Consider the following 20,365-nt stretch of genomic DNA (forward strand, 5'->3'; position numbering starts at 1 on the left):
GATAAGCGCTGATGTTCGGCACGGGCTGTGCGAGATCTCGAACAATGACGATGGACCTGTCGGACCTGACCGCCTTCGTGACCGTGGCGCGGGCCGGCGGCTTCCGCGAGGGCGCACGCGCCGGAAACGGCAGCGCGTCGAGCCTCAGCGAGGCGGTGCGCCGGCTCGAGGCGCGCCTCGGCGTGCGCCTCCTGAACCGGACCACCCGCAGCGTCGCGCCCACCGAGGCCGGCATCCGCCTGCTGGAGCGGCTCGGCCCGGCACTCGGAGAAGTCGAGGCCGCCCTCGATGTGGTGAACGGGTTCCGCGACCGGCCGGCCGGACCGCTCCGACTCAACGTGCCTCTGAGCGCGGCACGCCTCGTCCTACCCTCGATCGTGCCGCCGTTCCTGGCGGCCTATCCCGAGATCCGGCTCGAACTGGTGGTCGAGGACGGATTCGTGGACGTGCTGGCGTCCGGCTGCGACGCCGGCATCCGCTACGACGAGCGGCTGGAGCAGGACATGATCGCGGTGCCGATCGGCCCACGGCGGCAGCGTTTCGCCACGGCGGCGGCGCCGGCTTATCTCGACCGGCGCGGGCGCCCGGAGCATCCGCGCGACCTCCTGGCCCATGATTGCCTGCTGGGCCGGTTCCCGAGCGGCAGCCTGACGGCGCCGTGGGAGTTCGAGCGCGACGGGGAGATCGTCCGCGTGGATCCGTCCGGCCCGCTGATCGTACGCGTCGGCGCCAGCGACCTCGCGGTCGCGGCGGCGGTGGCCGGAACCGGGATCATCCACCTGTTCGAGGACTGGCTGCGCCCGCAGCTCGACAGCGGCGCCCTGGAGCCGGTGCTGGAACCCTGGTGGCAGGTCTTCTCCGGCCCGTTCCTCTACTATCCCGGCCGCCGGCACCTGCCGGCGCCGCTGCGGGCGTTCGTGGACTTCGTCGGCACTGGTCCGCACGGGCTCACTCCGGCAGCGCGAACACCGTGAGCTGGCCGCCGGGCGCCGTGTACTGCGACAGGGCCGCGTAGCCGCCGACCGCGCCCGAACCGTCCGCCGGGTCGGTCAGTCCGGCGGCCAGCCCGATGCCCGCCCAGCCGCCGATCCCGGACAGCACCGCCACGTATTGCCGGCCGTTGTGTGCGTACGTGGTGACGTTGCCGACGATGCCCGACGGCGTCTTGAACCGGTAGAGTTCGTGCCCGTCCCGGGCGTCGACCGCCTTGAGGTAGCCTTCGAGCGTGCCGTAGAAGACGACGTTGCCGGCGGTGGCGAGCGCCCCGGACCAGACCGAGAACGGCTCCGGGATCGTCCAGGCGATTTTTCCCTTGGCCCCGTCCCAGGCGATGAACGCGCCGGTTCGGTCGGAGCCCTCGGGCGGGTGCAGGGTCAGCGTCGCGCCGACATAGGGCTGGCCCGGCGTGTAGCTCACCCGGAACGCCTCGTAATCCATGCACATGTGGTTGGTCGGCACGTAGAACAGCCGGGTGACCGGCGAGTAGGCCGCCGGCTGCTGGTTCTTTGCGCCGAGCGCCCCCGGGCAGATGTTCTTGGTGACCTCCTCCTCGTCGGCCTCGCCGGGCGCGTAGCGCTTGTCGACCACCGGCCGCCCGTAGCCCGGGGAGGCGCGGTCCAGGTCGATCCGGCTCGCCCAGTTGACGCTCGGGTCGAACTTGTCCGCCACCAGCACCTCGCCGGTCGCGCGGTCGAGGGTGTAGCCGAAGCCGTTGCGGTCGAAATGGGTCAGCACCCGGCGCGGGCGTCCGTCGATCACCTGCTCGGTCAGGATCATCTCGTTGACGCCGTCGTAGTCCCACTGGTCGTGGGGCGTCATCTGGTAGACCCAGCGGGCGAGCCCGGTGTCGGGGTCGCGGGCGAAGATCGCCATGGTCCACCGGTTGTCGCCCGGGCGCTGGGCCGGGTTCCAGGTCGCCGGGTTGCCGGTGCCGTAATAGACGAGGTTCAGCGCCGGATCGTACGAGAACCACCCCCAGCTGCAGCCGCCGCCGATCCGCCACTGGTCGCCCTCCCAGCTCGTCAGTGAGGAATCCCGGCCGATCGGGCGGCCGAGTTCGGTGGTCGTGTCCGGATCGACCAGCATGTCGGCATCAGGACCGGTGGCGTAGGCGCGCCAGAGGCGCTGGCCCGTCGCTTGGTCGTACGCGGTGACGTGGCAGCGGGCGCCGTACTCGCCCCCGGCGATGCCGACGATGAGCTTGCCGTGCACCGGCAGGACCGTGGCGGTGTTGGTCTCGCCCCGGGCCGGGTCGCCGTTCTTCACCGACCACAGGACCCCGCCGCTCTCCGGGTCCAGGGCCACGACCGTGGTGTCGGCCAGCTGCAGGAACAGCCGCCCATCCGCGTAGGCGAGACCGCGCGAGACCGTGTCGCAGCACATCACCGCGATCACGCTCGCATCCTGGCGCGGGGCGTAGCGCCAGAGGATCCTGCCGTCGTGATCCAGATCGAGGGCGTAGACCACGTTCGGGAACGGGGTGTGCACGAACATCCGGTTCCCGACCACGATCGGGGCGCCCTCGTGCCCGCGCAGCACGCCGGTGGAGAAGGTCCAGGCGACCTTCAGGCGCGAGACGTTGCCGGCGTCGATCTGGGCGAGGTCGGAATAGCGGGTGTTGGCGTAATCGAGGGTCTGGAGGACCGGCGGCGCCTCCGCGGACGCCGCGGCGGCGAGGCAGGCGAGCGCCAGGGCCGCCAGGATCGGGACGCGCATGCTCGGACTCCGCCTGCCGCCGCCCCGTGCGGCGGCGCCGGCCTCATACACCGACCTTCCGGATCACCGGCGCGGCCAAGCGTCCGAGGGGTCAAGAGTCCGAGGAGCCAAGCGTCCGAGGAGCCAAGAGGCCGGGCCCGGCCTCACATCCGTTCTTTGACGGTCTCCTCGGCCTGGGGGTCCGGCTCGTGGCCGGCCTCGCGCAGCAGCGGCACCACCGCGGCCGCGTCCCGGGCGATGGTGTAGCTCAGGTCCAGCCCAGCCCGGATGAAGCCGTGGCGGCGCATGTGCTCGAACAAGTCGAGCAGCGGCGCCCAGAAATCGGCCACCGAGACCAGAACCACCGGCTTCCGGTGCTGCCCGAGCTGCGCCCAGGTGAGCTGCTCGACCAGTTCCTCCAGGGTGCCGATGCCGCCCGGCAGGGTCACGAACGCGTCCGAGCGCTCGAACATCAGGCGCTTGCGGGTGTGCATGTCGGAGACCACGATGGTCTCCTGCACGTCGTCGAGCATGTGCTCACGCGCCTGCAGGAAGTCCGGGATGATGCCGGTCACGTGGCCGCCGGCCGCCAGCGCGGCGCGCGCCACGGCGCCCATCAGCCCAACGTCACCGCCGCCATAGACCAGGCCCATTCCGGCCTGCGCGATCGCCGTGCCGAGGGTCTCGGCAGCCGCCCGGAAGGCCGGGTCTCCGCCGAAGCCGGAGCCGCAATAGACACAGACAGTCCTCACCGGGGCCATCCGGCGCCCTCCATCACGCAACCGTTGCGAGCCGTCGAGAAAGACCCCCGCGCCCGGCGCTCCACGCGCCAAACTGCTGAATTCGCGTGGGATTCACCCGCCGGAGCGGCGGGACGGCTTGGTGTCGGGACCATGTACGGTATTATGGGCGCCGCAGTCGACGGTTTTTGAGCGGGCAGGTTGCCCATTCGCCGGGCGGCCGGACGAGCAGGGAGGCCTTCGTGGCGATGTCGAGACAGGTGCGGCGCAGTCTCGCCCTGGCGCTCGCCGGCCTCCTCGGCGGTCTCGGCCTCGTGCTGGTCCTGTTCGGCGGCGAGTCCCTGCGGCGGATGATCGGCCGGCACGATCCGGAGCCGCCCGCCGCCGCGGCGCCCGCGCCGCAGAGCGGCGTGCGGGGCCTGGCCGCCCCCGGAGCGACGGCCGAAGCCGGCGCGCCACCCATCGATTTCCGCGACGACACGTCGGGGGCGAGCAGGCCGGATGGCGCTAAGCCCGGCGAAATTAAGCCCGGCGAGATCAAGCCCGGCGACACCCGTTCGGACGCGCGCAATGCCGTCGATCCGGCATCGGGTGCGGCGCGCACGGCCGACCGGGCGCCCGACGGCAAGCCGGCCGAGCCCGACGCCACCGAGGTGCCGCGCTTCGACATCGTCCGGGTCGAGCCGAACGGCGACGCCGTGGTGGCCGGGCGCGGCGCGCCGGATGCCGTGATCGAGATGCTGGTCGACGGCAAGCCCGTGGCCCGGGCGACCGCCGACGCCAACGGCCAGTTCGCCCTGGTGCCGCCGGCGCTGCCGGCGGGCTCCAGCGCCCTGCGGCTGCGCATGACCACCAAGGACGGCCGCGTCGCAGACTCACGCCAGAGCGTGGCGGTGGACGTCGCCCCGGGCCGCGACCGCCAGCCCCTGGTGGCGCTGACCGCCCCGGATGCCGCCACGATCGTGCTGTCGCAGCCCGGCGCCCCCGGGCCGGCGGCGACGGGGACCCAGGCGAAGGCGGCGCCCGCAGCCCCCGCCGACGGCAAGGCGCCGGCCGCCAAGATCGTCAGCGTGGACGTGCAGGAGAGCGGCCGGCTGTTCGTGACCGCCACCGGGATCCCGGGCGCGAAGCTCCGGCTCTACCTGAACGACACGCTGATCGCCCCGGGTAGCGTCGGGCCGGACGGGCGAGCGAGCTTCACGATCGGCCGCGGGGTCAAGCCCGGCCAGTATCAGGTGCGGATCGACCAGATCGATCCCCGCACCGGCAAGGTCTCCACCCGCGCCGAGGTGCCGCTCGCGGTGCCCGAGCCGACCCGCGTCGCCGCCGGCGAAGGCGTCGGGCAGGATCGGCCGCAGGGCCCGTCCGGGCGGTCGGCAGCCTCCTCGGCCATGCAGGGTGGGGGCCGCCCCCAAGGCGACAGCGCCGGCGCGGCCGACACTCCCTCCGCCCTCAGCCAGGATGCCGCGGGTGCGCGCAGCCCCACCGGGGCCGGCGCGGTGTTCGTGCCGGAGATCACAACGGCAAAAATCACCCGGGGTGACAACCTCTGGCGGATCAGCCAGCGCACCTACGGCCGGGGCGAGCGCTACACCGTGATCTACGACGCCAACCAGGGGCAGATCCGCGACCCGGACCGGATTTATCCGGGCCAGATCTTCATCCTGCCAACCGACAAGCGGGGCTGACGCCCCCGTCAGTCCACGATCTGGTCGTCCTCCGAGAGGGCCAGGCGGCGCAGGGTCGTGAGCGCCTCGGACAGGTCCTCCGGCGACGGCGTCGCCAGGGCGAGGCGGACCGCGTTCGGCGCGTGGCCGGGATTCACCGCGAAGGCCGCGGCCGGCAGCAGCGCGATGCCCCGGCGCAACGCCGCCGCCGCAAACGCCTCGGCCCGCCACGTCTCGGGCAATTCGAGCCAGAGGTGATAGGCGCGGGGGTCGCCGACCACCGTGAGTCCCGCCAGGATCTCCCGGGCGAGCGTCTGGCGTGACGCCGCGTCCCGGCGCTTAGCCTCCGCCAGGGTCGCGGCCGATCCGCCCGACATCCAGTGCATGCCGGCCGCGAGCGACAGCCCGAGCGCGGTCCAGGCGCCCTGGCGCACGGAGGCCGCGAGCCGGTCGGTCAGGTGCGGGGGCCCGGCGATCAGCCCGACCGTGAGGGCCGGCATCACCCGCTTCGACAGGCTGTCCACCAGGATCGTCCGGTCCGGCGCTAGGCTGGCGAGCGGCTGCGCGTCGGCGAGGAAGCCGTAGACCGCATCCTCGATGGCGGTGAGACCGACCGTGTCGAGGATGCCGGCGAGGTCGGCACGCCGCGCGGCGCCCATGGTCGCGCCGAGCGGGTTCTGCAGGGTCGGCTGGAGATAGACGCCGCTCAGCGGGGTCGCCCGATGGGCCTGGAGGAGCGCATCCGGGCACACGCCCTCAGTATCCATGGCCAGCGGCACCAGGGTGATCCCGAGCCGGGCCGCGATGCCCCGCACCGCCGGATAGGTCAGCGGCTCGCAACCGATCCGCTCCCCCGGCGCCGCCAGGGCTGCGAGCGCGGCGGCAAGCGCCTGCCGGCCGTTGCCGGTGAACAGGATGTCGGCGGCCCGGGGCGCGTAGCCGTCGCGGGCGAGGAAGTCGGCCGCGACTGTGCGGGCCCGGGGCGTGCCCGCGGGACCGTACTGGCTGAACCCGATCTCGGCGCCCGCGCCCGCCAGGGCCGCCAGGGTCTCGGCCAGCACGACCTCCTGCTCCGGCAAACGCGAATGGGTCCGCTGCAGGTCGATCGCCGCCGGGGGCGGCTCCGGCTGGAGCCGCACGGCCTGGCCGGGCTCGGAGCGGACGAAGGTGCCGCGTCCGACTTCGCCGGTCACGAGCCCGCGCCGGCCCAGCTCTGCGTAGACCCGGCTCGCCGTCGAGACCGCGATGCCCCGGGCATAGGCGAAGTCCCGCTGCGGCGGCAGCCGGTCGCCCGGGCGCAGACGCCCCGAGGCGATCTCGCCGGCGACCGCGTCCGCGACGGTGCGATAATCCGAAGCCCGCATCATTGCTCCGAGTGCAATGTTTCGATTGATCCGAGATATCTATCGGTTCAATCCTGCCCCCGCAATCCCGGCCGGACTGCGTCCCGTCACCGGAACCTACGCCATGTCGATCGTCACACTGTCGTCCGCGGCTCCGTCCACGGCCAGGCCCGCGCGCTCCGCGAACCGGTCCGCCGTCCCGTCCCTGCTGGGTCTCTGGCTCCAGCGCATCCGGACCCGGAGGTTGCTCGCCGCCCTGCATCCGGACCAGCTCCGGGATGCCGGCATCGAACCCTGGCACCTGCGCCGCGAGATCCGGAAGCCGTTCTGGAGAGGATGACCGGCCCTGCGGCGGCTGCGGGTGCCCGCTCCGTTCCACGGGCCTATATGCAGGAGGAAGATCCTTCCTCCCGCCGTTCCTCCTGCATCGAATCCCGCATGACCGACGACACCGCGCCCCCGGCCGGGTCCGCACACCCGGCCGAGCGCCCCGGGCTGCTCGCCACCTATCGGCGCCTTTGGCCGCATCTCTGGCCGCACGGACGGCCCGACCTGCAGCGCAGGGTCTTCCTGGCGTTCGGGCTGCTGCTCGCGGCCAAGCTCGTGACCATGGTGACCCCGTTCACCTTCAAGTGGATCACCGACGCCCTGGTCGCCGCGATCGGTGGGAAGGACGCGCCGCTGCCCACGGGCCTGTTCGCGGCCCCGATGCTGCTCATCGCCCTCTACGGCGTATCGCGGATCGCCATGTCGGCGCTGACCCAGGTGCGCGACGGGCTGTTCGCCAAGGTGGCGATGCACGCGGTGCGCCGCCTGGCGCTCCGGACCTTCGAGCACATGCACCGCCTGTCCCTGCGCTTCCACCTGGAGCGCAAGACCGGCGGCCTGACCCGGGTGCTGGAGCGCGGCCGCGCCGGCATCGAGGAATTGTCGCGCTTGATGGTGCTGACCCTGGTTCCGACCATCGTCGAGTTCGCGCTGGTGCTCGGCGTGCTGGCCTACGAGTTCGACTGGCGCTACGCGCTGGTGGCGTTCCTCACGGTCGGGGCGTACCTGGCCTTCACTTACAAGGCGACCGAGTGGCGGATCGCCATCCGCCGCCGGATGAACGCCTCGGATACCGACGCCAACACCAAGGCGGTCGACTCCCTGCTCAACTACGAGACCGTGAAGTATTTCGGCGCGGAGGCCCGCGAGGCCGCCCGCTACGACGTGTCGATGGCCAAGTACGAAAAAGCCTCGACCCAGACCTACGTCTCGCTGGCGGTGCTCAATGCCGGCCAGGCGATGATCTTCACCATCGGCATGACGATCGTGATGTGGCTCGCGGCCCGGGACATCCTGGCCGGGCGCACGACGATCGGCGGCTTCGTGCTCGCCAACACCCTGCTGGTGCAGCTGTCGATGCCGCTGAACTTCATGGGCATGATCTACCGCGAGATCAAACAGGCGCTGATCGACATCGACGACATGTTCCGCATCCTCGGACAGAACCCGGAGATCGCCGACCGGCCCGGCGCCGCGCCGCTGACGGTCGCGGGCGGCACGGTGCGGTTCGAGGACGTGCGCTTCTCCTACACCCCGGAGCGACCGATCCTGCGCGGCGTCAGCTTCGAGATCCTGGCCGGGCAGACGGTGGCGGTGGTCGGGCCCTCGGGAGCCGGCAAATCGACTCTGTCGCGGTTGCTGTTCCGGTTCTACGAGCCGTCGGCCGGCCGGATCAGCATCGACGGCCAGGACATCGCGGCGGTGACGCAGGAATCGCTGCGCGCGGCGATCGGCATGGTCCCGCAGGACACCGTGCTGTTCAACGACACGATCGGCTACAACATCCGCTACGGCCGGGCCGACGCCACCGACGCGGAGTTGCGCGAGGCGGCCCAGCTCGCCCAGATCGACCGCTTCGTCTCCGGCCTTCCGGAGGGCTACGACACCCCGGTCGGCGAGCGCGGCCTGAAGCTGTCGGGCGGCGAGAAGCAGCGGGTCGCCATCGCGCGGACCATCCTCAAGGCGCCGCCGATCCTGGTGCTCGACGAGGCGACCTCGGCGCTGGATTCCTTCACCGAGGCCGAGATCCAGTCGGCGCTCGACCGGGTCAGCCGCGGGCGCACCACCCTGGTGATCGCCCACCGGCTGTCCACGGTGGTCAATGCCGACGCGATCCTGGTGCTCGACCACGGCCGCATCGCGGAGCGCGGCACCCATGGCGAGTTGCTGGAGGCCGGCGGCATCTATGCGGCGCTCTGGGACCGCCAGCGCGAGGCCGACGCGGCGCTCGAAGTGCTCCAGCGCGCCGACGCCCCGGTCCTGCCGATCCGGGCCGGGCGCGGAGCCGTGCCGGCGACTGAACCGGTGGAATAGGACATCGGAAGGCGGATTACTTCCCCGGCTGTATTCGTTATACTGCGCTGAACGGCCCATCATGAAGGCCGCGCTGCGAATCGGCTCATGCCGTCCGGTCGGGGGAGACATCGATGTTGAAGGGCCTGATCGCGGCCGGCGCCATGCTGGTCGCCCTCGGCGGCACTGTCCGGGCGGAGGATGTCGTCCGACTCGGCAACCTGAAATTCGCCCATTACGGCGCCATCTCCTACATGAAGGAGATCGCGCCGAAATACGGCCTGAAGATCGACGAGCGCCAGTTCGCCAAGGGCGCCGACATCTACCCGGCGATGGCCGTGGACCAGATCGACATCGCGGCCTCCGGGGGCGACGGCGCGGTGGCCGCCCGCGGCAACGGCGTGAAGCTGGTGGTGGTGGCGGGCTTCGCCGACGGCGGCGTGCGCATCCTCAAGCGGCCGGACCTGCCGGCCAAGAGCGCGGCCGACCTGAAGGGCCTCAAGGTCGCGACGGTGCGCGGCGGCACGCAGGACTTGATGCTCCTGGCCGAGCTCGACAAGCACGGGCTGACCTGGTCCGAGCGCCCGGGCAAGGACGTCCAGCTGACCTACTTCAACAACTACGCCGACCTGAACCAGGCCCTGGGGCAGAAATACGTCGACGTGATCTGCCAGTCGGAGCCGCAATCGACCCAGGCGATCAGCGCCGGCTGGGGCGTCGAGCTGGTCAAGCCCTACGACACGCCGATTGGCAAGCCGGTGCGGCCCCTGGTGATGACCGAGAAGATGTACACCGAGCGGCCGGAGGTGGCCGCCAAGGTGCTGCGCCTGTTCGTGGCCGCCACCAAGGCCTTCATCGACGACCCGGCGCTCGCCGAGAAATACGTCCGCGAGCAGGTGTTCAAGGGTCAGCTCACGAGCCAGGATTTTCGCGATGGCATGGCCAACGCGAGCTACACCTACGCCATGCCGGCGGGGCACATGCAGGTCACCACCGACTACATGGTCAAGTACGGGCTGGGTAAGATGCAGAACCCGCCCAAGAGCGATGCCGAGTGGGTCAAGCTCGATCTGCTCGACAAGGCCAAGGCCGACCTGAAGGTCGAGTGATCCGATGGCCCTGCGCGACCTTCGCGGCGTCCTGGTTCCGGTCGCGCTGCTGATCCTGTGGGAGCTGGCGAGCCGCACCGGGCTCGTCTCGGCCGTGGTGCTGCCGCCGCCGAGCGCGGTGGCGGTGAAATGGTGGTCCGGCCTGCTGCCGGCCCTGCCGTACGATCCGGGCCAGGAGAGTTATCTGTCCTGGCTGTTCTCCGGCGAGATGCCGCACGACGCGGCGTCGAGCCTGTCCCGGGTGGTCTCCGGCTTCCTGATCGGGGCCGGGCTCGCCGTCCCGGTCGGCCTGGTGCTCGGCACCAACGACGGGCTCTACGCCCTGTTCAACCCGCTGCTCCAGGTGCTGCGCCCGATCCCGCCGATCGCCTACATCCCGCTCGCCATCGTGTGGTTCGGGCTCGGCAACCCGCCGGCCCTGTTCCTAATCGCGCTCGGGACCTTCTTCCCGGTCCTGGTGAACACCATCGCGGGGGTGCGCCAGGTCGATTCGATCTACATCCGCGCCGCCCGCAACCTCGGCGCCGGCTCCTGGACGATGTTCCGCCGGGTGATCCTGCCGGCCGCGAGCCCGTTCGTGCTCGCCGGCATGCGCATCGGCATCGGCACCGCCTTCATCGTGGTGATCGTCGCCGAGATGATCGCGGTCTCGGACGGGCTCGGCTACCGGATCCTCGAGGCCCGGGAATACATGTGGTCGGACAAGATCATCGGCGGCATGCTGACGATCGGCATCCTCGGCCTGATCATCGACGGGGCGATGAGCCGCCTCAACGATCACCTGCTGCGCTGGCATCGCGGCCTGGAGCGGTAACCCGGACGATGTCGGCAGAGATCGTGGTCGCGAACGCCGTCAAGGTGTTCGGCAGCGGCGCTTCGGGCGTCGCCGCCCTTCAGGACATCTCGGCGACGGTGCCGGAGGGCCAGTTCCTGTGTTTGCTCGGGCCCTCGGGCTGCGGCAAGTCCACCCTGCTCAACGCGATGGCCGGCTTCAGCCCGCTCACCTCGGGCACGATCACGGTGGGCGGCAAGCCGGTGGTCGATCCCGGCCCGGACCGGGGCATGGTGTTCCAGGAATACGCCCTGTTCCCGTGGATGAGCGTCGAGGACAACGTCCGCTTCGGCCTCGATATCAAGGGCGTGCCGCGCGCCCAGGCCGCCGAGACGGTCGACCGCATCACCGCGACGCTCGGCCTGTCGGACTTCCGCACCCGCTACCCGAAGGACCTGTCGGGCGGGATGCGCCAGCGCGTGGCCATCGCCCGCATCCTCGCCCTCGACCCGCCGGTGATGCTCATGGACGAGCCGTTCGGGGCGCTCGACGCCCTGACGCGCCGCACGCTGCAGGACGAGCTGCTCCGGATCTGGGCCGATTCACGCAAGACGATCGTGTTCGTGACCCACTCGATTGAGGAGGCCATCTACCTGGCCGACCGGATCCTCGTGATGACCTACCGGCCCGGGCGCATTAAGCGCGACGTCACCGTGCCGATCCCCCGGCCCCGGGACCCGGCGAGCGCCGACTTCAACGCCATCAAGCGCGAGCTGGGCCAGCTGGTGATGGAGGAGCAGGCTCGGTTCACCGACGCGGAGCTGCACGCGCCGGCGGTGGATTGAAGCCTTTCACGGAGCGCAGCCGCGAGGGCAGGGGCTCAACCGCCGGAGCGGACCTTCACCCCCAGCAAGGCTTCGAACGGCAGCACCATCGCGCCCTTGTCGCGGTCGCCGTGGCCCTGGCGTAGCGCAGTCTGGTAGGTCGCCGTGGCGGCGGCCGTGACCGGCATGGGATAGCCGCCCTCGGCCGAGATCGCTGCGGCCGCGACGAGGTCCTTGTAGGCCGCGCCCATCGGGTAGCCCTCGTCGAAGCGGCCCTGGAGGATGCGCGGCACGAAATAGTGCGCCGCGTAGCTCCGGCTCGTGCCGGTGGTGACCACCTGGGCGATCTGCTCCGGGTCGAGCCCCATGGCCACCGCCATCGGCAGCACCTCGGCCAGCGCCGCGATGTTGATGTCGTAGAGCACGTTGTTGATCGTCTTGGTGAGCTGGCCGGATCCCGCCGGCCCCATATGCAGGACGCTGGTGCCGATCCGCTCCAGCAGCGGCCGGACCGCCGCGACGCGCTCCGGGTCGCCGCCGCACATCACCGTGAGCGTCCCGGCCTTGGCGCCCGCCGGCGCGCCCGAGACCGGGGCATCGACGAAACACCGCCCGGTCGCGGCCACGGCGCGCCCGATCGCGAGCGCCTTGGCGTGCGCGATGGTGCTGAGATCCACCACGATCGCCCCCGGCGCCAGCCGCTCGACCAGGCGATCCGCGCCGAACAGGGCCGCCTCGACCACGTCGCCGTTCGGCAGGCACAGGAACAGCACCGCGGCGCCGTCGACCGCCGCACGATCCGCCGTCGCGACGAGGCCCGGCGCGTCGAGCCCGGCCAGGCGCGCCGGGTCGGAATCCACCGCCACGACGGTCTCGGAATCGGACAGGCGCTTGGCCGCGAGGTTGCGGGCGATCGGGTGGCCCATGGCGCCGAGGCCGAGGATGGCGAGCTTCTGCACCGGGCGGCTTCCTCCATTGCGGCCGCGGACCGGACCGGCGGCACTATCCTGGGCGGCCGCGCTCGGCTCACGCCGTCGTCGCGTGCGCAGCCTGCCCATCAGGGGTGAACTGTATCAGAGGTGTCGGCAGAGGGCGCAATCGTGGATGCCGTGCAGCTATGGCCGACGCCAGGGTCTTCGCGGCGTCCCGCATCCCCTGGGTCGGGTTTGCTGGACCATGCCTGGCCGCCGCGGGCGGGTGGGGACGATGACGCATGTCTGATAGAGAGACGGAACGCCCCGACACGTTGACGCCGGCCCGGCGGGCTGCCATCCGCGCGTCCGACATGTCCGCCCGCCCGCGGCGCCGTTGAGTCCGGAACACGATGACAGACCTGATCGAGACGATCCGTCGGACGCTCGTGCCGATCCACAAGGAGGGCTATCCCTTCATCCTGATCGGCATCGTGCTCACGGTGCTGGCCGGCTATTTCTCGCAGTTCTTCGGCTGGATCTTCCTGATCCTCACCCTCTGGGTCTGCTATTTCTTCCGCGATCCGGAGCGGATCACCCCGGTGGAAGACGGGCTCGTGGTCTCGCCCGCGGACGGGCGCGTCAACCTGATCGCCACCGTGCTGCCGCCGCCCGAGCTCGACCTGCCGCAGGTGCCCACCTTGCGGGTCTCGGTGTTCATGAACGTGTTCGACTGCCACGTGAACCGGGTGCCCGTCTCAGGGCGAATCGGGCAGATCCACTATACGCCCGGCCTGTTCCTCAACGCCGAGCTCGACAAGGCCAGCGACGACAACGAGCGCAACGGGATGGTCATCGAGACCAGCCATGCCGGGCAGGCGAAGCGCGTCGGCGTGGTCCAGATCGCCGGCCTGGTGGCGCGCCGGATCGTCGGGTTCGTCTCGGCCGGCGACGTGCTGTCGGTGGGCGAGCGGTTCGGCCTGATCCGGTTCGGCTCCCGGGTGGACGTCTACCTGCCGGCGGGCGCCACCGTGCTGGTCGGACTCGGCCAGAAGGCCGTGGCTGGCGAGACGGTGCTGGCCGACCTCGGCGGCGGCCCCGGACGGCAGTTCAAGCGGATCTAGACGGCCATGGACGACCTGTTCCCGCCCTTCGCGCCGGATCCGAACGAGCCGCGCCCGCGCCGGTTCAAGCCGGTGCCGTTCCGGATGATCGCGCCCAACATGATCACCCTGATGGCGCTCTGCCTCGGGCTGACCGCGATCCGGCTGGCCTTCGAGGGCAAGTTCGAGCCCGCCGTCATCGCCGTGGTGGCGGCCGGCGTGCTCGACGGCATCGACGGGCGGGTCGCGCGGCTGCTCAAGGGCACCTCGCGCTTCGGGGCCGAGCTCGATTCGCTGGCCGACTTCGTGAATTTCGGCTGCGCACCAGCGCTGATCCTCTACGGGTTCGCGCTGTTCCACCTCAAATCCGCCGGCTGGATCGTAGCGCTGATCTTCGCCATCGCCATGGCCCTGCGGCTCGCGCGCTTCAACGCCATGCTGGACGATCCGAACCGACCGGAATGGAAGAAGGACTTCTTCGTCGGCATGCCGGCCCCTGCGGGCGCGCTGACCGCGATGCTGCCGCTCTACCTGCACTTCCTCGGCTTCAGCGCCGAGGGCTGGATCGCCTCGGCGATCCTGATCTACGTGCTCGCCATCGCGTTGCTGGTCGTGTCCACGGTCCCGACCTTCTCGGGGAAGACCATGGGCAAGCGGGTGCCGCGCAGCCTCGTCCTGCCCATCTTCCTGCTCGGCGTCGCCGCGTTCGGCATCCTGATCAGCTATCCGTTCGAGGCGCTGGTGGCGGTGAGCGGCGGCTACCTGCTGACCATCCCGGTGGTCGCGGCGCAATACCGCCGTCGCGCCAAGGCCGAGGCGGCTACCGCGGTCGACGAGCCCGCAGCGCCGACGATCAGCGGGGGATAGGCGGGCGCCGCGCTGGCTTTCCGACCGATCTTCCGTAGTCTGCCCCCGGGATCGGCGGGGGACTGTGCATGCTCGAGGAATTCAAGAAGTTCGCCCTACGCGGGAACGTCGTCGATCTCGCGGTCGGCGTGATCATCGGCGCGGCCTTCGGGGCGATCGTCAATTCCGCCGTGCAGGACCTGTTCATGCCGGCGATCGGGGCGATCACGGGCGGGCTCGATTTCTCGAACTACTACATCCCGCTCTCGTCGAAGGTGCAGGCCGGGCTGCCCTATGTGGACGCCAAGAAGCAAGGCGCCGTCTTGGGTTACGGCCAGTTCCTAACGCTGACCATCAACTTCATGATCGTGGCCTTCGTGCTGTTCCTGGTGATCCGGGCCATGAACAAGCTGCAGAACGCCGAGGCCAAGAAGCCCGAGGCGGTGGCCGAGGTCCCGGCGGACGTGAAGCTCCTGTCGGAGATCCGCGATCTGCTGGCCGAGAAGCCGCGGGTCTGACACGGCATCGCGTTTCAAACCCGGGACTTGGCGTTTAAACCTGAGGCTTGTCGGCGCCGTCCGGCTTCACGCCGAGGGCATCGAGGATCTGATCGAGGGCTTGGCCAACCGCCTCCGTGCCCTCCTCATGGGTCTTCAACCGGGTCTCGAGCCGGCGGATCTGCGGCTCGAACGCGTCCGGCACCGGATCGTCCCCGAGGAAGCGGGGCTTGTCGGTCCCGACCGGCAGGACGCCGCGCAATTGCTGGCCGAGGTGATCGCGCACCGGTTCCGGCAGTGTCGCACCGGGGTCGCTCGGATCCTGGCTCATGGTCGCCTCATGGTTCACGTGGCGGATCAACGGCTTCGCCGGAGAACCGTTGCGCCTCCGTCGTCCTGCGGATCGAGGACGGGCCCCGGAGCGGGTCGCTCCGGGGCCCGAGGGGCCGGCGCGGGACCGGCCCGTGCGATCAGTCGATGACCTCGACGATCCGGTGGCCGCGATCGACCAGCACCGGACGGTCGTTCACGACGGTGTAGCGGTAGCCCGGCTGCACGCGGTACTCGTTCGGGACGTCGTAGTAGGTGACGCCGGAGGACGGCAGGGTCGAGCCGACGGCGACGCGGCCGTCGTAATCGTACGAGCGGACGTTGCGCTCGCGGACGTAGCTGCGGAAGCGCGGCGCCATGTCGACGCCGAGGATGCCGCCCACCGTGCCGGTGGCCGCACCGACGGCACCGCCGACGATCCCGCCGATCGGGCCGGCCGCGTCGTTGCCGGCGGCAGCGCCACGCTCGGCACCCGGGATGGTGCCCTGGGCCTGGGCGGCGAGGGGCAGCGACAGAGCCAGAGCCGAGGCTGCGATAAGGGTCTTGAAGGTCATGCGGGACATCTCCATTCCGTGGCGTTCCGCCGCAGCGAGGCGACGAAGCTCGGGCCGGTAACGTCCGATCCTCGGATTCGGATGCATCTTTTTTCGGGGCGGGGACGAACCGCCCGGCGCGATCCTTACGCGTTCTTGCCCTACGCGTCCTTGGGCATCGCCGACTGGATGAACCGATCGGAGCCGAGATCCTCCTCGTCGTAGCCCAGCAGCTCCGCCAGGCGGCCGCGGGCGCGGCTGACCCGGCTCTTCACGGTGCCGACCTTGCAGCCCATGATCGTGGCGGCCTCCTCGTAGGAGACGCCCTCGGCACCCACCAGCACCAGCGCCTCGCGCTGGTCCGGCGGCAGCTTGGCCAGGGCCGATTGCAGGTCCTCGACATCGAGCCGGTCGCCCTGGTGCGGGGCCGTGGCCAACCGCGCCGCGTAGGAGCCGTCCTGGTCCTCGACCTCGCGGACCCGCTTGCGATGATCGGAGTAGAAGATGTTGCGCAGGATCGTGAACAACCACGCGTTGAGGTTGGTCCCCGGCTGGAACCGGGCGCGGTGCTGCCAGCCCTTGAGCAGGGTGTCCTGGACGAGGTCGTCGGAGCGGGCGGGGTTCGAGGTCAGCGACAGCGCGAAGGCGCGCAAGGACGGGACGGCCGCGAGCAGGCCGTTGCGGAACTCCGGCTCGATCGCCTCGCCGCGGGCGCGCAGAGCCTCTTCCAGCTTCTCGATCAGGTCGGCAAAGCGAGAGGGCAGCACCTCCTCGCCGATCCGCTCGTAGACCGTGCGCAGGTGCTCGCCGAGATGTGTGCGGATGTTCGGGGCGAGATTCGGGCGGCCATCCCGAAGCGCATCCCGAAGCCCGTCCTCGTGGGACAGGGCGGTGTCGGTGTCGTCGCGGGTCATGCGTATCGCGCTCGTCAGCTTATCGTGGCTCGACCTGCGGTCCGGGACGGTCGAGGCGGATCGCTTGCCGGCCGAACTCCCCTGAAGCCCGGCCGATGCGCTCCTGTTACGGTCGTTCTAGCGCATCGGGGGGCGGCATGCACCCTCGCTCAAGTAGGACTTAAGACGCTCCGGCCGGCCTCAACAGGCGGATCGCCCCGTCCCGCAGGGACAGGACGTCGCCGCGGGCGAGGTCGGTCCAGCGCTCGTCGCGGGTCAGCGCCTGGGTGGCGACGACCGTGACCACGTCGCTTTCCGAGGTCTCCTGCGCGAAATTCACCTGCCAATCCTCGTCGATCAGGGTGGCGGTGCCGAACGGGGCGCGGCGGGTGAGGTAGCACAGGCGCTTGCCGCAATGGGCGTAGAGGGTGCGGCTGTCGGTCAGCAGCATGTTGAACACGCCCATGGCGTGCAGGTCGCCCGCGAGGTCTGCGACGGCGCGGTCCAGGGTGGCGGGACGGGGCAGGGCCTGGAACCGGGTCTGGAGGCGGCCGAGCATCCAGCAGAAGGCGTGCTCGCTGTCCGTCGAGCCGATCGGCATGAACCCGCCGAGCGGCAGACGCTTCACGCCCTTGAGCTGGCCGTTATGCGCGAAGGTCCACCGGCGGCCCCACAATTCCCGGGCGAACGGATGGGTGTTCTCCAGGCTGACCCGGCCGCGATTGGCCTTGCGCACGTGGGCGACGACGATGCGGCTCTTGATCGGCATGTCGCGCAGCAGCCGGGCCAGCTGCGAGCGCGAGCTCGGCTCCGGCTCGTGAAAGCTGCGGCAGGTCCGCCCGTCGTAGAAGCTGATGCCCCAGCCGTCGGCATGCGGGCCGGTTTCGCCGCCACGCCTGGCCAACCCGGCGAACGAGAAGCGGATGTCGGTCGGCACGTTGGCGCTCATGCCGAGCAGTTCGCACATCAGGATAAAGCCGGAGCCGAGCGGGGACGGGGTGACGTTTAGAGTGCGTGGCGCCGAAGTGGAAGCCGGCTCGGTGCATCGGACCGGATCACGACACTGTGTTGGCGCCGCCTGACGCCCGGACGACGGAATTCATGGGCGTCACCGCGCCAGGTAATCCGTCAGCGTCATGCCGAACATGATGGCGACCCAGAAGAAGCCGATCCCCGAGAACAGCCGGATCAGCGGCGGCTCGTGGATCACCTCCATGGAGACCAGAAGGATCAGCGCCACCATCACGGCGACGACCAGGAGCTCGACGATCCAGACCTGGGCGAAGGGCAGGGTGGCGCCCAGGGTGACGTTGACGGCCAGCAGCGCCAGCAGCGCCAGGAAGGTCAGCACCGGCGTGCGCAGCCGGCGCCGGAGCAGGGCGCGGTCGTCGGCGCTCAAGGCAGCGAGGGGATTGCGCATCCTACCGGTTGACCACGTAGAGGATCGGGAAGGCCAGGATCCAGATCAGATCGATGAAGTGCCAGTACAGGCCGTAGACCTCGATCCAGTTCTGGTGCCGGGACAGGAAGCCGGCCTTCGCGGCCATCCAAGTCATGCCGAGCAGGAGCGCGATGCCGGTGAACAGGTGCACCGCGTGCAGGATCGTGGCGACGTAATACAGGTTCACGAACAGCCGCGCGGGCGGTGTCTCGGCCAGCGCGAAGGGCCGGCTGCCCAGGAACGGCATCATGTGCTCGTCCCAGTCCGCGTAATACTCGTAGCCCTTGAGCACCAGGAACAGGCCGCCCAGCGCCGCGGTGGCCAGCATCGCCCGGACCATGGCGCGCTGCCAGCCGATCCGCGAGAACTCGATCGCCATCGACATGGTCAAGCTGGAGCAAATCAGCACCACGGTGTTGGTGGCGCCGATCCAGAACTTGAGGTGCTTGGCCGCCGCGACGGTCGCCTCCGGGTGCTGGATCCGGACGATCAGCGCCACCAGGAACAGGGCCGAGAACAGCAGCAGCTCGGTGATCAGCCAGGCCCAGATGCCCAGCGTCGCGGCGGCGCGCTGCTGGGCCACCGTCTCGAAATGCCCGGCGCGGGCGACCCCGACGCCGTCTGCCAGCCCTTTGCTCATCCGTGCTGGTCCTGGGCTTCCTGGGCCTGGATCGGGTAATCGTAGGGGATGCGCGGCACCGCCGGCGGAGAGAGGAAGTTGTGCTTCGGCGGCGGCGAGCCGGTCTCCCATTCGAGCCCCTTGGCGTTCCAGGGGTTGGCGGGTGCCTTGCGGCCGAACCACAGGGAATAGACCAGATAGAGCATCGGGAAGATGTAGCCGGCGGCCAGGATCGTGGCGCCGGCCGAGGACAGCACGTTGAGGAGCTGGAACTCGACCGGATAGGTCGCGTAGCGCCGGGGCATCCCGAGATAGCCGAGGATGAACTGCGGGAAGAAGGTCACGTTGAAGCCGATGAAGATCAGCATCGCCGAGACCCGGCCCCAGGGCTCGCTGTACATCCGCCCGGTGAATTTCGGCCACCAGAAGTGCAGGCCACCCAGGAACGCCAGCACCGTGCCACCGACCATGATGTAGTGGAAGTGGGCGACCACGAAGTAGGTCGCGTGGATGTGCTGGTTGATGGCGAGCGTCGCGAGGTAGAGCCCGGTGAGGCCGCCGAGCACGAACAGCCCGATATAGCCCATCGCGTAGAGCATCGGCGTATCGAGCCGTAAGCTCCCCTTATGGATCGTCGCGGTCCAGTTGTAGACCTTGACGGCCGACGGCACCGCCACCGCGAACGACAGGGCCGAGAACACCAGCGAGGCCAAGTCGCTCTGGCCGTTGACGAACATGTGGTGGCCCCAGACGAAGAAGGTCACCGAGGCCAGCCCGATCGACGCGTAGGCGACGAACCGGTAGCCGAACAGCTTCTTCTGCGCGAAGGCCGGGACGATCTCCGAGATCACCCCCATGCCGGGCAAGACCATGATGTACACGGCCGGGTGCGAGTAGAACCAGAACAGGTGCTGGAACAGCACCGGGTCGCCGCCATAGGCCGGGTCGAACACGCCGATGTGGAAGCCCCGCTCCATGATCAGCAGGATCAGCGCGGTCGTGATCACCGGCGTGGCGAGCAGAAAGATCAGGCTGGTGGCGTAGTGGGCCCAGACGAAGATCGGCAGCTTGAACCACGTCATGCCGGGTGCCCGCATGGTGTGGATGGTGACCACGAAGTTGAGCCCCGTCAGGATCGACGAGAAGCCCACGATGGTGACGCCGATCAGGGCCGGCAGGACCCAGGTGTTCGAGAAGGCGGTGGAGAGCGGCGCGTAGAAGGTCCAGCCGGTGTCGACCCCGCCGAGCACCAGCGAGACCAGGGTGAAGAACGCCCCGGCCATGAACACGTACCAGCTCGTCAGGTTGAGCTTTGGGAACGCCAGGTCCTTCGCCCCGATCATGAGGGGGATCAGGAAGTTGCCGAAGGTCGCCGGGATCGACGGGATCAGGAAGAACCACACCATCACCACGCCGTGGATGGTGAAAGCCTTGTTGTAGGTGTCGTTGGTCATGATCGCGCCGTTGGGCACGATCAGCGCCAGCCGGACCACCCCGGCCGCGACCGCCCCGATCACGAAGAAGCCGGTGATCGAGGCCAGGTACAGGATCGCGATGCGCTTGTGGTCGGTGGTGAGGAACCACGAGCGCAGGGTCGAATCTGCGTGAAGGTAGTCGGCCTTGCGCCCGAGGGTGGCCTCCGGCGCGTGCGGCTCGCGGCGGGCCGTGCCGCCGACGCTGCCCGATGCGCTCATGATGTCGCC

General features: G+C 70.0%; 21 protein-coding genes. 10 read left to right on the forward strand and 11 right to left on the reverse strand.

Annotated elements, in window-relative coordinates; all coding sequences use genetic code 11:
- The first annotated feature begins 44 nt into the window (after window positions 1-44).
- Window positions 45-974 (forward strand): LysR family transcriptional regulator, encoded by a 930-nt coding sequence (locus FV242_RS11095; protein WP_147938958.1) that lies wholly within the window; start codon window positions 45-47, stop codon window positions 972-974.
- On the opposite strand, the gene FV242_RS11100 is transcribed toward FV242_RS11095, so the two are convergent.
- Window positions 949-2,715, reverse strand: coding sequence for a methanol/ethanol family PQQ-dependent dehydrogenase (locus FV242_RS11100; protein ID WP_147938959.1), 1,767 nt, complete (start codon window positions 2,713-2,715; stop codon window positions 949-951). The two genes, FV242_RS11095 and FV242_RS11100, sit on opposite strands and share 26 nt — an antisense overlap.
- 143 nt (window positions 2,716-2,858) lie before the next feature.
- A complete protein-coding gene (locus tag FV242_RS11105; RefSeq protein ID WP_147908336.1) occupies window positions 2,859-3,455 on the reverse strand; it encodes a TIGR00730 family Rossman fold protein in 597 nt (198 codons plus the stop codon).
- Between the two features lie 227 nt (window positions 3,456-3,682).
- Here FV242_RS11105 and FV242_RS11110 point away from each other — a divergent pair, with 227 nt between their 5' ends.
- Entirely contained in the window at window positions 3,683-5,122 is a 1,440-nt protein-coding gene (locus FV242_RS11110) for a LysM peptidoglycan-binding domain-containing protein (RefSeq protein WP_147938982.1), read from the forward strand.
- Window positions 5,123-5,130: 8 nt separating this feature from the next.
- Here FV242_RS11110 and FV242_RS11115 read toward each other — a convergent pair whose 3' ends face one another.
- Window positions 5,131-6,465: a PLP-dependent aminotransferase family protein gene (locus FV242_RS11115; protein ID WP_147908335.1), complete on the reverse strand. Its 1,335-nt coding sequence runs from the start codon at window positions 6,463-6,465 to the stop codon at window positions 5,131-5,133.
- A gap of 103 nt (window positions 6,466-6,568) precedes the next feature.
- Between FV242_RS11115 and FV242_RS11120 the strand changes: the two genes are divergently transcribed.
- From FV242_RS11120 to FV242_RS11140, 5 genes are all read left to right on the forward strand, one after another.
- Window positions 6,569-6,784: a DUF1127 domain-containing protein gene (locus FV242_RS11120; RefSeq protein ID WP_147908334.1), complete on the forward strand. Its 216-nt coding sequence runs from the start codon at window positions 6,569-6,571 to the stop codon at window positions 6,782-6,784.
- Between the two features lie 98 nt (window positions 6,785-6,882).
- A complete protein-coding gene (locus tag FV242_RS11125; protein WP_147938960.1) occupies window positions 6,883-8,805 on the forward strand; it encodes an ABC transporter ATP-binding protein/permease in 1,923 nt (640 codons plus the stop codon).
- A 113-nt stretch (window positions 8,806-8,918) separates the two neighbouring features.
- Window positions 8,919-9,893, forward strand: a complete 975-nt coding sequence (locus tag FV242_RS11130) for an ABC transporter substrate-binding protein (protein ID WP_147897185.1) — start codon at window positions 8,919-8,921, stop codon at window positions 9,891-9,893.
- A 4-nt stretch (window positions 9,894-9,897) separates the two neighbouring features.
- On the forward strand, window positions 9,898-10,707 hold the full coding sequence (locus FV242_RS11135) for an ABC transporter permease (protein WP_147908331.1): 810 nt from the start codon (window positions 9,898-9,900) through the stop codon (window positions 10,705-10,707).
- 8 nt (window positions 10,708-10,715) lie between these two features.
- Window positions 10,716-11,510, forward strand: a complete 795-nt coding sequence (locus FV242_RS11140) for an ABC transporter ATP-binding protein (protein ID WP_147908330.1) — start codon at window positions 10,716-10,718, stop codon at window positions 11,508-11,510.
- 35 nt (window positions 11,511-11,545) lie between these two features.
- On the opposite strand, the gene FV242_RS11145 is transcribed toward FV242_RS11140, so the two are convergent.
- Entirely contained in the window at window positions 11,546-12,448 is a 903-nt protein-coding gene (locus FV242_RS11145) for an NAD(P)-dependent oxidoreductase (RefSeq protein ID WP_147938961.1), read from the reverse strand.
- Between the two features lie 365 nt (window positions 12,449-12,813).
- On the opposite strand from FV242_RS11145, the gene FV242_RS11150 reads away from it, so the two are divergent.
- The 3 genes from FV242_RS11150 to mscL all read left to right on the forward strand — a co-directional run bounded on the left by FV242_RS11150 (window position 12,814) and on the right by mscL (window position 14,867).
- On the forward strand, window positions 12,814-13,524 hold the full coding sequence (locus FV242_RS11150) for a phosphatidylserine decarboxylase (RefSeq protein WP_147857019.1): 711 nt from the start codon (window positions 12,814-12,816) through the stop codon (window positions 13,522-13,524).
- Window positions 13,525-13,530: 6 nt separating this feature from the next.
- The gene (locus FV242_RS11155) at window positions 13,531-14,370 is read left to right on the forward strand and encodes a phosphatidylcholine/phosphatidylserine synthase (RefSeq protein ID WP_147908328.1); all 840 of its coding nucleotides are present in this window, start codon (window positions 13,531-13,533) and stop codon (window positions 14,368-14,370) included.
- A 68-nt stretch (window positions 14,371-14,438) separates the two neighbouring features.
- A complete protein-coding gene (mscL, locus tag FV242_RS11160) occupies window positions 14,439-14,867 on the forward strand; it encodes a large conductance mechanosensitive channel protein MscL (RefSeq protein ID WP_147938962.1) in 429 nt (142 codons plus the stop codon).
- A 34-nt stretch (window positions 14,868-14,901) separates the two neighbouring features.
- Here mscL and FV242_RS11165 read toward each other — a convergent pair whose 3' ends face one another.
- From FV242_RS11165 to FV242_RS11195, 7 genes are all read right to left on the reverse strand, one after another.
- Window positions 14,902-15,177, reverse strand: coding sequence for a hypothetical protein (locus FV242_RS11165; RefSeq protein WP_147908326.1), 276 nt, complete (start codon window positions 15,175-15,177; stop codon window positions 14,902-14,904).
- 139 nt (window positions 15,178-15,316) lie between these two features.
- A complete protein-coding gene (locus tag FV242_RS11170; RefSeq protein WP_147897179.1) occupies window positions 15,317-15,730 on the reverse strand; it encodes a DUF1236 domain-containing protein in 414 nt (137 codons plus the stop codon).
- 140 nt (window positions 15,731-15,870) lie between these two features.
- Window positions 15,871-16,623 (reverse strand): NepR family anti-sigma factor, encoded by a 753-nt coding sequence (locus tag FV242_RS11175; RefSeq protein ID WP_147855899.1) that lies wholly within the window; start codon window positions 16,621-16,623, stop codon window positions 15,871-15,873.
- A gap of 160 nt (window positions 16,624-16,783) precedes the next feature.
- Complete coding sequence (locus FV242_RS11180) at window positions 16,784-17,569, reverse strand: class II glutamine amidotransferase (protein WP_147938963.1); 786 nt, start codon at window positions 17,567-17,569, stop codon at window positions 16,784-16,786.
- A gap of 141 nt (window positions 17,570-17,710) precedes the next feature.
- Window positions 17,711-18,022 carry an oxidase gene (locus FV242_RS11185; RefSeq protein ID WP_147908324.1) on the reverse strand — a complete coding sequence of 104 codons (312 nt, stop codon included), beginning with the start codon at window positions 18,020-18,022 and terminating at the stop codon, window positions 17,711-17,713.
- 1 nt (window position 18,023) lies between these two features.
- Window positions 18,024-18,683 (reverse strand): cytochrome c oxidase subunit 3, encoded by a 660-nt coding sequence (locus FV242_RS11190; protein WP_147938964.1) that lies wholly within the window; start codon window positions 18,681-18,683, stop codon window positions 18,024-18,026.
- Window positions 18,680-20,356, reverse strand: coding sequence for a cbb3-type cytochrome c oxidase subunit I (locus FV242_RS11195; protein WP_147938965.1), 1,677 nt, complete (start codon window positions 20,354-20,356; stop codon window positions 18,680-18,682). Before FV242_RS11195 ends, FV242_RS11190 begins: the two co-directional genes overlap by 4 nt.
- Window positions 20,357-20,365 lie beyond the last annotated feature (9 nt).

It is taken from the genome of Methylobacterium sp. WL64 (assembly GCF_008039945.1).
Lineage (GTDB): Bacteria > Pseudomonadota > Alphaproteobacteria > Rhizobiales > Beijerinckiaceae > Methylobacterium.

Excerpts from the sequence above, each read along its gene's own strand:
- FV242_RS11095 (WP_147938958.1), top strand. The coding sequence starts at position 45 with ATGACGATGGACCTGTCGGACCTGACCGCCTTCGTGACCGTGGCGCGG.
- FV242_RS11100 (WP_147938959.1), bottom strand. The coding sequence starts at position 2,715 with ATGCGCGTCCCGATCCTGGCGGCCCTGGCGCTCGCCTGCCTCGCCGCC.
- FV242_RS11105 (WP_147908336.1), bottom strand. The coding sequence starts at position 3,455 with ATGGCCCCGGTGAGGACTGTCTGTGTCTATTGCGGCTCCGGCTTCGGC.
- FV242_RS11110 (WP_147938982.1), top strand. The coding sequence starts at position 3,683 with ATGTCGAGACAGGTGCGGCGCAGTCTCGCCCTGGCGCTCGCCGGCCTC.
- FV242_RS11115 (WP_147908335.1), bottom strand. The coding sequence starts at position 6,465 with ATGCGGGCTTCGGATTATCGCACCGTCGCGGACGCGGTCGCCGGCGAG.
- FV242_RS11120 (WP_147908334.1), top strand. The coding sequence starts at position 6,569 with ATGTCGATCGTCACACTGTCGTCCGCGGCTCCGTCCACGGCCAGGCCC.
- FV242_RS11125 (WP_147938960.1), top strand. The coding sequence starts at position 6,883 with ATGACCGACGACACCGCGCCCCCGGCCGGGTCCGCACACCCGGCCGAG.
- FV242_RS11130 (WP_147897185.1), top strand. The coding sequence starts at position 8,919 with ATGTTGAAGGGCCTGATCGCGGCCGGCGCCATGCTGGTCGCCCTCGGC.
- FV242_RS11135 (WP_147908331.1), top strand. The coding sequence starts at position 9,898 with ATGGCCCTGCGCGACCTTCGCGGCGTCCTGGTTCCGGTCGCGCTGCTG.
- FV242_RS11140 (WP_147908330.1), top strand. The coding sequence starts at position 10,716 with ATGTCGGCAGAGATCGTGGTCGCGAACGCCGTCAAGGTGTTCGGCAGC.
- FV242_RS11150 (WP_147857019.1), top strand. The coding sequence starts at position 12,814 with ATGACAGACCTGATCGAGACGATCCGTCGGACGCTCGTGCCGATCCAC.
- FV242_RS11155 (WP_147908328.1), top strand. The coding sequence starts at position 13,531 with ATGGACGACCTGTTCCCGCCCTTCGCGCCGGATCCGAACGAGCCGCGC.
- mscL (WP_147938962.1), top strand. The coding sequence starts at position 14,439 with ATGCTCGAGGAATTCAAGAAGTTCGCCCTACGCGGGAACGTCGTCGAT.
- FV242_RS11165 (WP_147908326.1), bottom strand. The coding sequence starts at position 15,177 with ATGAGCCAGGATCCGAGCGACCCCGGTGCGACACTGCCGGAACCGGTG.
- FV242_RS11170 (WP_147897179.1), bottom strand. The coding sequence starts at position 15,730 with ATGACCTTCAAGACCCTTATCGCAGCCTCGGCTCTGGCTCTGTCGCTG.
- FV242_RS11175 (WP_147855899.1), bottom strand. The coding sequence starts at position 16,623 with ATGACCCGCGACGACACCGACACCGCCCTGTCCCACGAGGACGGGCTT.
- FV242_RS11180 (WP_147938963.1), bottom strand. The coding sequence starts at position 17,569 with ATGTGCGAACTGCTCGGCATGAGCGCCAACGTGCCGACCGACATCCGC.
- FV242_RS11185 (WP_147908324.1), bottom strand. The coding sequence starts at position 18,022 with ATGCGCAATCCCCTCGCTGCCTTGAGCGCCGACGACCGCGCCCTGCTC.
- FV242_RS11190 (WP_147938964.1), bottom strand. The coding sequence starts at position 18,683 with ATGAGCAAAGGGCTGGCAGACGGCGTCGGGGTCGCCCGCGCCGGGCAT.
- FV242_RS11195 (WP_147938965.1), bottom strand. The coding sequence starts at position 20,356 with ATGAGCGCATCGGGCAGCGTCGGCGGCACGGCCCGCCGCGAGCCGCAC.